At 69.8% G+C, this 12,366-nt stretch carries 8 protein-coding genes; all 8 read left to right on the forward strand.

Translation table 11 applies throughout. The features are described 5' to 3' along the window. Positions 1-63 precede the first annotated feature (63 nt). The 8 genes from ABZ855_RS10880 (at position 64) to ABZ855_RS10915 (ending at position 12,357) form a co-directional block, all read left to right on the forward strand. Positions 64-1,983, forward strand: a complete 1,920-nt coding sequence (locus ABZ855_RS10880; protein WP_360804893.1) for an ATP-binding protein — start codon at positions 64-66, stop codon at positions 1,981-1,983. Further along, a complete protein-coding gene (locus ABZ855_RS10885) occupies positions 1,974-2,276 on the forward strand; it encodes a hypothetical protein (RefSeq protein ID WP_360804351.1) in 303 nt (100 codons plus the stop codon). The genes ABZ855_RS10880 and ABZ855_RS10885 overlap by 10 nt, the downstream gene beginning before the upstream one ends. Then, positions 2,273-8,854: a DUF4157 domain-containing protein gene (locus ABZ855_RS10890; protein WP_360804354.1), complete on the forward strand. Its 6,582-nt coding sequence runs from the start codon at positions 2,273-2,275 to the stop codon at positions 8,852-8,854. The genes ABZ855_RS10885 and ABZ855_RS10890 overlap by 4 nt, the downstream gene beginning before the upstream one ends. A 78-nt stretch (positions 8,855-8,932) precedes the next feature. After that, positions 8,933-9,481 carry a hypothetical protein gene (locus ABZ855_RS10895; RefSeq protein WP_360804357.1) on the forward strand — a complete coding sequence of 183 codons (549 nt, stop codon included), beginning with the start codon at positions 8,933-8,935 and terminating at the stop codon, positions 9,479-9,481. Positions 9,482-9,535: 54 nt separating this feature from the next. Then, the gene (locus ABZ855_RS10900) at positions 9,536-10,267 is read left to right on the forward strand and encodes a hypothetical protein (protein ID WP_360804360.1); all 732 of its coding nucleotides are present in this window, start codon (positions 9,536-9,538) and stop codon (positions 10,265-10,267) included. A gap of 10 nt (positions 10,268-10,277) precedes the next feature. Continuing rightward, the gene (locus ABZ855_RS10905) at positions 10,278-10,640 is read left to right on the forward strand and encodes a hypothetical protein (RefSeq protein ID WP_360804363.1); all 363 of its coding nucleotides are present in this window, start codon (positions 10,278-10,280) and stop codon (positions 10,638-10,640) included. After that, complete coding sequence (locus tag ABZ855_RS10910; protein ID WP_360804366.1) at positions 10,633-11,772, forward strand: hypothetical protein; 1,140 nt, start codon at positions 10,633-10,635, stop codon at positions 11,770-11,772. Before ABZ855_RS10905 ends, ABZ855_RS10910 begins: the two co-directional genes overlap by 8 nt. A 48-nt stretch (positions 11,773-11,820) precedes the next feature. Beyond that, a complete protein-coding gene (locus tag ABZ855_RS10915) occupies positions 11,821-12,357 on the forward strand; it encodes a phage baseplate assembly protein V (protein WP_360804369.1) in 537 nt (178 codons plus the stop codon). Positions 12,358-12,366 lie beyond the last annotated feature (9 nt).

The raw sequence follows: 12,366 nt of genomic DNA on the forward strand, positions 1-12,366 counted from the left end.
ACAGGCACGCCCACCACAGGCCCGCACGCCACCGGTACGCACACCACGGGCCCGGTGACGCTCATGGCGGAGATCCGTCGCGTCCTTGCCCGTGTCGACGCCCACGCGGCGCACGCCGGGCAGGGAACCGAGCCCGCCGGGCAGCCGGGGCCCGGCGACGCGTCGCTGCCCGCCGGTCCCGCCACCGCGCCCCTCGACGCCCTGCTCGCCTGCTTCGGACTCACCGCCTTCGAACGGGACCTCGTACTCCTCACCGCCGCCCAGGAGTTGGAGGCGACCGCCGCCGCCCGATGCGCGGCGGCCAGCGGTGACCCGGAGCGGACGTACCCGACCTTCTCGCTCGCCCTTGCCGCGCTCGCCGAGCCGCACTGGAGCGCGCTCACCCCGGTCGCGCCGCTGCGCCGCTGGCGGATCGTCGAACTCGACGACGAGACACGGCTGACGACCACCCGGCTCCGCCTTGACGAACGCATCCTGCACTTCCTCCTCGGCTCGCCCTACCTCGACGCCCGTCTGCACGGCCAGTTGCGCCGCGCGCCCGTGCCGGACCGGCTGCCCCACTCGTACGATCTGGCCGCGAGCCGTGTCGCCGCCGGCTGGACGAGCGGGCCGAGCCCGGACGCGCCGCTGCTCGTCGAGGTGACGGGTGGCGATCTGCGCAGCCGGGCCGACATCGCCGCCGCCGCGGCGGCCCGCGCCGGGCTCGGGCTCTACTCGGTGAGCGCCGAGGACATCCCCGGCGAGCCCGCCGAACGGGACCGCTTCGCCCGGCTCTGGCAGCGCGAGGCGATCCTGCTGCCCGCCGCGCTCCTCGTCGACGTGGGTGAACCGGACCGCGACCAGCGGGCGGCGACGGAGGCGTTCCTCGCCGGGGCCGCCGTACCCGTCGTCGTGTCCAGCGAGGACCCGCTGCGCACCGACCGCCCGCACGGCACCCGGGTGACCGTCCCCCGGCTGGACGAGGAAGAGCAACTCGCCCTCTGGGCGGACGCGTTCGACGACGTCACCGACCTCGACGAAGGTGAACTGCGGTCTCTGGTCGCCCAGTTCCAGCTGCCCCCGCACGTGGTGCGTTCGGCGGCGGCAGTCGTACGGCGTGATCTGCCCGGCGAGGACGAGCTGGACGGTGCCCAACTCGCGTGGCGGGCCGGGCTCGACGAGGCCCGGATCGGCATGGACGAGCTGGGGCGGCGCATCGAACCGGAGGCCGGCTGGAACGACCTCGTGCTCCACGAACGGCAGACGAGCGTGCTGCGCGAGATCGTCGCCCATGTGCGGCAACGCCCGACCGTCCACCAGGAGTGGGGATTCGCGGGCACCCTGCGGCGCGGCCTCGGCGTCACCGCGCTCTTCGCGGGCGGGTCCGGCACCGGCAAGACGCTGGCCGCCGAGGTCATGGCGAAGGAACTCGGCCTCGACCTTTTCATCGTCGACCTCTCCCAGGTGGTCAGCAAGTACATCGGGGAGACCGAGAAGAACCTGCGCCGGGTCTTCGACGCCGCCGAACGCGGCGGCGCGCTCCTCCTGTTCGACGAGGCCGACGCCCTCTTCGGCAAGCGCAGTGAGGTCAAGGACAGCCACGACCGGTACGCCAACCTGGAGGTCAGCTATCTACTGATGCGCATGGAGGCCTACCGCGGTCTCGCCGTCCTCACCACCAACATGAAGAAGGCCCTGGACACCGCCTTCCTGCGGCGCATCCGCTTCGTCGTCGACTTCCCCTTCCCGGCGGAGCACGAACGCGCCGAGATCTGGCGCCGGGTACTGCCCCCGCAGGCCCCGGTCAAGGACATCGACTCCGCGCTCCTCGCCCAGCTCACCGTCGCGGGCGGCTCGATCCGCAACATCGCTCTGTCCGGGGCGTTCCTCGCCGCCGAGGAGGGCGACCGGCTCCAGATGCGGCACATGCTCGCGGCTGCCCGTACCGAGTACCTCAAGCTGGAACGCTCCCTCACGCCGACGGAGGTCCGCGGATGGGTGTGAACAGGGAGCGGCCGGGTGCGGCGACGCCTTCGGCGATCCGCGTGGACATCGGGGAACTTGTGCTTGACGGGTTCCGTGCCGACCCCGAGCGGGTGTCGGCCGCCTTCGAGCACGAACTCGCCCGCCTGGTACGGGAATCGGGCGTGCCCCTCGCGGCGGACGGCACGGTGGGCGTCGACGCGCTGACCGGGCTGCCGCCCCTGCCCGCGGGCCTGTCCGCCCGCCGCCTCGGCCAGGAACTGGCACGCGCCGTGCATCAGGGGCTCAGCGGGCAGGGGGAGGTGACCCGATGAGCGGCAACGCGCAGTCCCAGGACGCCCGTTCGGAGCAGTCGGCCGCCGAACAGCGCCGGCGCAAGCGCAGGGAACGGGGCGCCAAGTCCCGTACCCCGTCCGCGAAGGACATCGTCAGCGGCGCCGGACAGCCGCTCGACCCCGGCGTACGACGGGAGTTGGAGGAACGCCTCGGCCACGACCTCGGCCGCGTCCGCCTGCACACCGACCGCGATGCGGGACAGTTGACCGAGCTGCTCGGCGCCGACGCGGTCGCCGTCGGCCAGGACATCTTCTTCCGCGCGGGCGCCTACCGCCCCGGCACGGCGGACGGACAGCGCCTGCTCGCCCACGAGTTGCTGCACACCGTCCAGAACCCGCACGGGCTGGGCGCGCTGCGGGCCGGGCGGGAACCGGGCGCGGTGAGTGTGCCGCAGCAGGCGATCGAGCGGGAGGCGGAGTCGGCGGCGCGGGAGCTCGTACGCGCGGATGTGCAGGCCGCGCCGGAGACGGCGGGGGCGGTCGAGGAAGGGCAGGCGACACCGGGGTGGCTGCGCTACGCCACCGTCGACGCCGACCGGATGCGGGCCGAGGCCGTCGACCCGGCGACCCTCGTGGACCGGCTCGCGGGCGGTGTACTGCGCTCACTGCGCGGCGACCCCACCGACGCCTCCGGCCGGGTCCGTCTGCAACTGGCCCGTATGTCGCAGGAGTTGGAGGACTCCGTCATCGAGCGGCTCGAGGACCGGCTGCTCACACCGGAGTACGAACGTCTCCTGGACCTCGCGGACCGGGCCGGCCCCGGCCCGGTCGAGCTGCAGCCCGCCGACGTACCGCTGCCCGAGATCGACCTCTTCGCGGAACTCGGCGTCGAACGCACCCACTGGCAGAAGAAGCAGACCTCCGACCGGGGATCCCGGGACCAGCGGGCCGCCGACGCCCGCGAGGAGCAGCGGGACGGCAGGGCCCGTGACGACAGGAGCGGCGACCGCAGCCGGGCACGCGCGGACGCGGCCACCAAGGACCAGGAGGCGGCCCGGCGCACCGAGCAGGAGGACGAGCGCAACGCCTCCCGGCAGCGGGCCGAGCAGGAGCAGCAGCAGGAGGACGAGAAGGCCGCCACCGACCGTGAGCGCACCGACGAGGCCGCCGACGAACGGGTCCAGGGGCAGCAGCAGGGGGTCGAGCAGGCCAAGGAGGAGCGCAAGGAACAGCGCGAACGCGAGGAGGCCGACCCCGAGCAGGCCAATGCCCCCGGCGCCGACAAGCGCGGGCGCAGGGACCAGCAGAACCAGCCTGCCGCCGGGTCCCGGCGGGAGGAGCTGGACCCGAAGCAGCAGGCCCAGCCCGGCCCCGTACGGCCGGAGAAGGTCGACGAGCGGGCCGAACAGCGGGACTCGGCGCTGTCCGAGCACGGGCTGAACGAGAACGACGAGGACGGGGGAGCGGACGGCGACCCGCGCGAGGAGGAACAGCCGCTCGGCCTCGAGGCGGGCGCCGACGGCGAGATCGCGGGCGGCGAGGCCGAAGCCGAACGGGCGCCGGACGCCGGGCGCGAGCCCGCCATCAAACCCGAGGACCATCTGCCCGAGGCCGACCTCGACCTCTCCGCCGTACCGACCGCGGACCAGCGCCGGCCGGGCGCCGCCGAGCCCTCACCGCCCACCTTCCCCACCCCGCCGCCGACCAGGGCGGAGAAGATCGAGCAGGAGCGGGAGAAGAACGAACAGGAGGCGGACGAGGAGGCCGTCGGGCCCGAGCCGAAGGCGCCCGGCCAGGACGAGGGACCCGTCGAGGGCGAGGCGCCGCAGCCCGAGGACGGACCCGCCGCACAGGCGCAGGACCGGGGCACCAAGGACCTGCAGGAGTCGGGGAAGCCGCTCGACCAGGAGGTCGGCCCCGACCCCGCGACCGAGGACAGGGAGCGGCCCGAACCGGAGGCCGAGAAGCCCGACCCGGAGCAGCAGCAGGAGCAGGAACAGGCGAAGGACAGCGAGGACGCCGACGACTCCGGGGAGGCCGGGGGCGGGGGCGCGGACGAACGACCCGACGCCAAGGACGCGCAGGACGAGAAGAGCGAACGGCAGGAGCGTACGAGGACGGAGAGCCGGTCCGGTGCGGGTGCGGGTGCGGCGCCGGCCACGGCGAGCCCGGCCGCGGCCACCACCAGCATGTTGGCGTCCGCCGTGTCCCGGCCCGCCGGTGCGCAGACTCCCAGGGCGCTCGTCGAGGACCGCAACCCCTCCCCGGCCGCCCGGCGCGAGGCCGACCCGCCCAAGCCCGAACGTGAGGCGCCCCGGGCCAAGAGCCGTATCCCCAAGGAGACCGGTCCCGGAGCGGCGCCGCGTGGCGCGGTCGGCGGCGCGGAGCGGAGCGGGCCGACGACGGCCGCCGGGCCGGGTGCCGCGCCGTCCGCCGCGCAGGCCGCGGTCAGCCCGGCCGCCGAGCAGACCGACGCGCCTGGCCAGAGCGTGGACAGCGGCGGTCCGAGGCCCGAGGCCTCCCTGGAGAAGGACGGCGGAGGCTGCGCGCCGCCCGAGCCCGCCGCCGAGAAGGACGACGGCGGCGCGGGCAGTTGCGGGGGCGGCGACGGGGCCGTGCCCGAGGAGAAGCAGGAGGAGCCGCCGGACGTCTCCGGGCAGGACCCCAAGTCCGCCGTACGGACCGTGAGCAAGCTGGCGCCCGACCAGGCGGCGGCCGCCATGCCCGGCGTCGACGCGGCGGCGGACAAGAAGATCGGAGAGGAGCAGCAGCGGCTCGACGCCAACGCGCCCACCCGCGAACGCCCTTCGGGCGCGCCCGAGACGCGCTCGGCGACGCCCGAGGCGGCCCCGGCCGCCCCCCAGGTCACCGGCAAGGTGGAGCGGCTCGGCCCGGAGGACCAGGGCGAGAAGCAGAAGGCCAAGGGCAGTGAGAAGGCCACGGGAGCCAAGCCGACCGCTCCGCCGCCGCCCGCTCCCGCGGTGCCCGCCGAGGGACTCAGTGATGCAGAGGCGCAGAGTGTGGAGGCGGCGGCCGACGCCGTGCCGACGCACGACCCCGCCCTGGACAACAAGACGGTCGGGCCTGCGCCGAAGATCCGCCTCGAGGGCGCCAGCGACCCGACCCGGACGGACGACCAGCAGCGAGCCCTGAAGGAGAAGCAGTCCGACATCCAGCAGACCGGCCGCGACGACGCGGCGAAGTCTTTGGGCGAGGACCAGATCTTCCCCGACGCACCGCGCGAGCAACTCACCGGCAAGGCCGCCGGTGGCAGTCGCGGTCGCGGCAAGGGCGGCGCCCTGAGAACACTCTCCGCGCCCAAGGCCGGGGTCGGAGCCGTCGCCAAGCAGGAGAAGGGCTCCGAGATCCAGGGCGCGGCCGGCCAGGCGGAGGGGGATCTGGCGGCCAAGGAGCAAGAGCGGAACCAGGGCGAACAGCAGGCCAAACAGGAGAAGCAGGCCGAGATCGACCGCGAGGTCGCGCAGAACACCGAGAAGCAGACCGGCGAACGGGGCAGGGTCGCCCGGGAGACGCAGGCCCAGCGCGAGGACTGGCGGGCCCAGCAGGACAAGAAGATCGAGGACGCGGACCAGCAGTCCGAGGAAGAGCACGGCGCCAAGAACAAGGAGATCGTCAAGGCGCGCGACGACAAGGACAAGGAAGTCGCTGCGCGCAAGGACAAGGACAACGCGCAGATCGACACCGAGCGTGAGAACGCCGAGAAGGAGGCCGAGAAGAAGAAGGAGGAGGAGAAGCCCTCCGGCGGCTTCCTCGGCTGGGTCGCCGACAAGGTGGGCGACTTCTTCAAGGGCCTGCTCGAAGCGGTGACCAAGGTTTTCGAGGCCGCTCGTGCCCTGGTCAACGGCATCATCGACAAGTTCAAGGAGTGGGCCAACGCGGCGATCGACTTCGTCCGCGATCTGGCTGTCGCGGCGATCAACGCGCTCGCCGACGCGCTGATCGCGATCGGCGATGTGCTGCTGGCGGCCTTCCCGGAACTGCGCGACAAGTTCCGCAACGCGATCGAAGGCCTGCGGGACGCGGCCATCGCCAAGGTCAATCAGCTGGCGGACGGACTGAAGAAGGCCGTCAACTCGCTGCTGGACGCGTTGGCGGCGGGTCTGAACGCGCTGCTCGACGTCCTGGAAGCCGGGGTCAAGGCGGCCATCAAGGCCTTCCAGGGCATCATCGAGGGCGCGATCAAGTTCGCCCAGGCGGCGATCGAGGCGCTGGGCAAGTTCGCGGCCCTGGTGGCGGACATCGCCCCCGACCCGGGCGGCTGGATCTCGAAGGCGGGCAGCTCGGCCAAGACCGGCATCACGGACCATCTGTGGGGCGCCATCAAGGTGGGCGTGAAGCGGTGGTTCGACACCAAGGTGGAGGGCATCCTCGGCCTCGGCAAGGCGGTCATCAACGTCCTGGTCAAGGGCTGCGTCTCGCTCAAGCAGATCGGCAAGATGGCCTGGGACGCGATCATCGCGTCCCTGCCGATGATGATCGCGTCACTCGTCATCGAGAAGGTCGTCTCGATGATCGTCCCGGCGGCGGGCGCGATCCTCACGATCGTCCAGGGCCTGATGGCGGCCTGGCAGTCCATCAGCTCGATCCTGTCGGCCTTCTCGAAATTCTGGGCGTACCTGAAGGCGGTGAAGGCGGGCCCGGCGGCGTGCCTGTTCGCGGAAGCGGTGGCGGCGGGCGTGGTGGCGCTCCTCGACTTCATCGCCAACTTCCTGATGATCAGGCTCTCTTCGGCGACGAAGGGGGTGGGCAAGCGGCTCAAGGCCATGTCCCAGAAGATCATGGACGGCCTGAAGAGGACCGGCAAGGGGGCACGCTCGGCGGCGGGTACGGCGGTCAACAAGGCGCGGGGGGCGCTGCGGAACGCCACGCAGAAGGTCGCGGAGCCAGCGGTCTCCTCGAAGCCGAGGGCTGCGCCTTCTCCTGGGCCTAAGTCCCCGGTGAAACCGAAGGACACGGCCACGCCGAAGGGGCCGGCGAAGCAGGATGCGGCTCCGGCTAAGCCGAAGGACACCAAGCCGGAGCCCGCGAAACCCGCCAAGGACAAGGCTCCGGACAACAAGTCCCAGGCCCCGTCCAAGAAGAAGAAAGAGATCGAGGGCCCCAAGCCGACCAAGCCCAAGAAGCCCAAGTCACCGGCAGGCAAGGCCCTGGCGAAGGCCAAGGGCGCGGTCAAGTCCGCCCTGAAGAAGGCCGCAAACGCGGCTAAGACCCTCGGCAGGAAGCTGAAGAAGACCAAGGTCGGCAAGGCGCTGAAGAACGGCGCGTCGAAGCTGCGGGACGCCTTCAAGAAGAAGAGGGACCGACTTCGGGATCAAAAGAGGCAGCAGCAGGAGCAGAAGAGGCAGAACCAGGACCAGCGGAGGAAGGACGAGAAGTCCAAGGAATCGAAGGAAACGCGTCTTCAGAAGATCGCCGCGCGGATACGTCCGCTTTTGAAGCGTCAACTGGACAAGGGGGCCGACCGGCGCGTCTTCGATATCGCTCTCGCCGCGCTCAAGCGCTGGTATCGGCTCGCCGGCCTTGACGCCATTGGATCCGCCCTCTTCAGCGTCAGGGCTCGGCTCAACCCGGATGTCGAGATACTCGACGGCTGTGCCGAGGTGGATCGCGACGAACTGCTCAAGTTCATCAGACAACTGGGTGCGGAGCTGAGGACGAAGACGGACCGGGAGCGCAACGCTCAGCCTGGTACGGGCGAGCCTGTGTCCTTCGGCGGGATCACACCGCGCGGCGGCAGCGGCTTCGAAGTTGAGCGCGAGGTACGCGGGGCCTCGGCCGGAGCCCTGGCCGAGCACCTCGACACCGCGACCGACCCGCAGTCGGATGCCGAACTCGGAAAGCGGCGCCGGCAGGGAGACATAGACAACCTGAACTTCATCGGCAACCCGCCTCAGTCGTCCACTACCAAGGTGGAGCGGAATCTGAAGCAGGGTGGAAATCCGAGGAACTTTCTCATTTCGGTGCGTGATCCCTTCACCGGCGAACTGACGGATCCGAGTTACGGTCAGCTGAAGAAATGGATGGCGAAGCTCAAGAATAATCCGAGACGGCTGGGTAAGATCAACGGTGGTCTCCGGCAGTTTTTGAAGAATACGACGCATGCGACCGGTGCAGGTCTGGACGACGACTTCATCAGAGGCGTGGGTACGTGGGTGATTCTGGCGGAGGGTTCCAGGAATCCCGCCGCGATGGTCACCCAAGCGATGGCGGTAGATCTGGCCACGAAGGGTAAGGCGGACTGGGGTCAGGCCGTGGATATGATGCCGATGTCCAAGGCTAGTAAGCGTGAGCGTCTGCTCGACGCGGAAGGCGAACCGATTCTCTCGCGAAACGGCAAACCGCGCTGGATCCAGACTCAGGCGGGCGCCGTTCAGGAATCGGACAACCTTAGATCCTACCTTTTCGGCAAGAGGGGACTGAAATCGCAGGCCAGCATCGACAGAGCGGAATCGATCGCCGAACGAGAAGTGGACATCATAAGAGCCTGGATAGGCCACCTCAACGTGGTGGTCGACGACCCGGCTTCGAAGCGCGAAGTACTGCAGAAGATTAAAGGTGTGATCCGGGAGAAGATGGAAGAGCTTTACGGACGTTGATGACATGACCGCCTGACACATAGCAAGGGACAGTCCATGGTGTACCGGACACGACGGCGAGTGCTTCTGCACAGTCCGATGGCCGACGAAATCAACGAGTTGGCGCAGTCGTATGGCTGGCCTGTCGTGTACGAAGCCGATCGGGACTTCGACAAAGCCAAGGGACGTGAGGTCAACTGGGGGGTGACCAAGCAGGTAGTACTCGGCTATCTGGAGAGTCATATCTCGAACGACTGCTGCATCGTTGCCGTCGGTCACGATCCCGAACTTGCAGAGCGGGTCATGCGGCAGATGGATGACGACCTGCAGGATGAAATCGAGGATGTCTCCGATCTGTTGCGCGCAATCACGAGCGAGGATAATCCTCAACGGCTCGCCCAGGCCCTCGTGCGTGTGGGGTTCGGTGCGCCGCGAGACTTCGACCAAGAATTCTTCGAGGCCTTCAGAAAGGCTGCGCGTCAGAATGACGAATATCGCGTCCGAGACATTGCTGTTTCGTCGATCGCTTACGTGGAATGGCGGGAATTCAAACCTCTATTGATCGAGATCAAGGCGGACGACCCAGAGGAGCAGGTGCGAGCCAGGGCCGCCATCGTGCTGCGGGCGTACGAAGCTGCCGGAATGTAGGGAGATAGCGTTGACGATTCCGTGTAACTGGTGAATCCCTAAGGAGTGAGTTTTGTGACCCGCTACCCCGACATCCCCAAACCCATCCGCTCCGGAATAGTCGTAGTCAACTCCGACACCGGCACCCCCCAACGCATCATCGTCCTCCAGTTCAACCCCGACACCCTGGAGCGAAGCGTCGCCCCCCAGACCGCCGGCGACAGCGCCGACTCCGGAGGGGGCGGCGGAGCCGGTGGCGGGGACAAGAACGAAGCCCTGCGGCTCAAAGGGCCCGCTCAGGAGACCTGGAAGTTCACCGCCGAGATCGATGCCACCGATCAGTTGGAGATCGCCGCGCCCGACGGTATTCACCCCCAACTCGCCACCCTCGAAATGCTGGTGCAGCCCACCACCGCCCAGCTCCGCGCCGCCGGCCGTCTCGCGCAGAGCGGGACCATCGAGATCAGCCCGATCGAGATGCCGTTGACCCTCTTCACCTGGGGGAGCAAGCGCGTCATGCCCGTGCGGCTGACCGAACTCTCCGTCAACGAGTCCGCCTTCGACGTGAACCTCAACCCGATCCGCGCCTCCCTCGGCATCGGCATGAAGATCCTCACCGTCAGCGACCTGCCCGCCGGGCATCGCGGCGCCGACCTCTACATGGCCCACCTCGCGCAGAAGGAACAACTCGCGGCCGCCGCCCGGGGCGGAAGCCTCGGGGCGCTCGGGCTCAGCGGCATCGGCGGCAGTGCAGGCGGTGCAGGCACCGCCGGCAGCGGCTTCGGCGCGTTCAGCGGAAGGGGCTGAGGGAACCACCATGGCCGACATCGAACCGTACGAGAACGCCCTGGACGCCATCCCGGGCGCCCATCCCTATCCGCGCACCAGCCGCTACCACGACGCCGAGCTCGGCATCCACCGTCAGGCCGACGGCACCGAAGTCCGTTACGTGAAGCGCCGGTTGCTGCCCCCTCTCCACGACGACACGCACCCCCACACCGTCGGCGCCGGCGAGCGCCCCGACCTCCTCGCCCAGCGCTACTTCGGCGACCCTGCCCAGTGGTGGCAGCTCGCCGACGCCAACCCCGTACTCGACCCACGGGAGTTGACCGCCGAGGCCGGCCGGGTCATCGACGTACCGACCCTCGGCGGGCTGCCGCGAGGTGACCGGCGTGTTTGATCTGCCTGTGGGGCAGGGCCCCGTTCACATCACGCTCCTCATGGGGCCCAAGCTGGTCCAGCCCGTCCCCGCGGAGGTCACCCAGGCCCTGCTGTCCGCCCAGATCACCGCCACCGCGGGCGAACGCAGCGGATTCCAGCTGGCCTTCGACCTCACCAAGAACGGCATCATCAGCCGACGGCTCCTGCCCGAGGGCTTCTTCGACCCCAAGACCCGCATCATCGTGACCGTCGCCGTCAAGGGCACCCCCGACGTCCTGTTCGACGGCCTGATCGTCCGGCACGAGGTCGGCGCCAGCAACCAGCCCGGCCACTCCACCCTCACCCTCACCGGCGAGGACCTCACCCTCCTCCTCGACCTGGAGGAACGCACCGCCCGCTACCCCAACCTCCCGCCCTCCGAACGCGTCCTCGCCATCCTGCGCCGCTACTCCGACTACGGCATCCGGCCCGACGTCTACGCGGAGAAGATCGCCCAGCCACCGCACCAGGACCTCCGCGTCCACTACCAGACCGGCACCGACCTCCAGTACGTCACCGAACTCGCCCGCCTCAACGGCTACACCTTCTATCTGGAGCCCGGCCCCAACCCCGGCCAGTCCTCCGCCCGTTGGGGCCCCGAGGTGCGCCTCGGCATCCGCCAGCACGCCCTCAACGTCAACATGGACGCCAACTCCACCGTGGACCAGCTGACATTCGCGTACGACGGTACGGCGCGCGAGGAGCCCCAGGCCCGCTGGCAGGACCCGGAGACCCGGGTCTCCACGCTGCTGCCCCAGCCCCCCATCAGCCCCCTGCGCCCACCGCTCGGCAAGCGGCCCACCCCGGCCCTCAAGCGCCGCACCCTCTCCGGCACCGCCAAGCAGCAACGGGCCGAGGCCGAGGCGGAGTTGCTGGCCCGCGCCGCCGTCTCCGCCGACGTCGTCTCCGGCTCGGGCTCGCTCGACGTCAACCGGCACGGCTACATCCTCCAGCCCCGCCAGCTCGTCGGCGTACGCGGCTCGGGACGGGCGTACGACGGCGACTACTACGTCAAGTCCGTGACCCACAACCTGCGTCCGGGCTCGTACCAGCAGAACTTCACTCTCTCCCGGGAGGGACTGGAGGCGCTGAGCGACTACGTCCGGCCGTGACCCCAGACATCTCAACGGCAACAGTCCACACCCCAGGAGCAGTTCAGCATGGCGGCACCCAGTAATCGCTACCTCGGCAAGTTCCGCGGCCGGGTCGTCGACAACAACGACCCCCTGCGCATCGGCCGTCTCGTGGTCGAGGTCCCGGACGTCCTCGGCGACGAGCCGTCGACGTGGGCGCTGCCCTGTCTGCCGTTCACCGGTCCCGAGTCCGGTCAGTTCGTGGTGCCGCAGAAGGACACCGGGGTGTGGGTCGAGTTCGAGCAGGGGGACCCCAGTTTCCCCATCTGGACCGGGTGCTGGTGGGGGACCGCGGACGAACTGCCGCCCGACGCGCGCCGCGAACTGGCGGCCGACGCGGCCCACAAGCCCGTCGTCGTGCAGACACCGCTCGCGCACAAGCTCGTCATGAACGACACGCCCGGCGCCGAGCAGGGGATCCTCCTCCAGGCCCAGGGCGGCGCCTATATCCGCATCACCCAGGGAGTCATCGTCATCGCGAACGGCGCGGGTGCCGAGGTTCTGCTCAGTGGTGACCAAGTGATCATCAACGAGGGCCAGTTGACCGTGCTCTCGAAGCGATAGAAGACGGGG

The organism is Streptomyces sp. NPDC047042 (assembly GCF_040644035.1).
Taxonomy (GTDB): domain Bacteria; phylum Actinomycetota; class Actinomycetes; order Streptomycetales; family Streptomycetaceae; genus Streptomyces.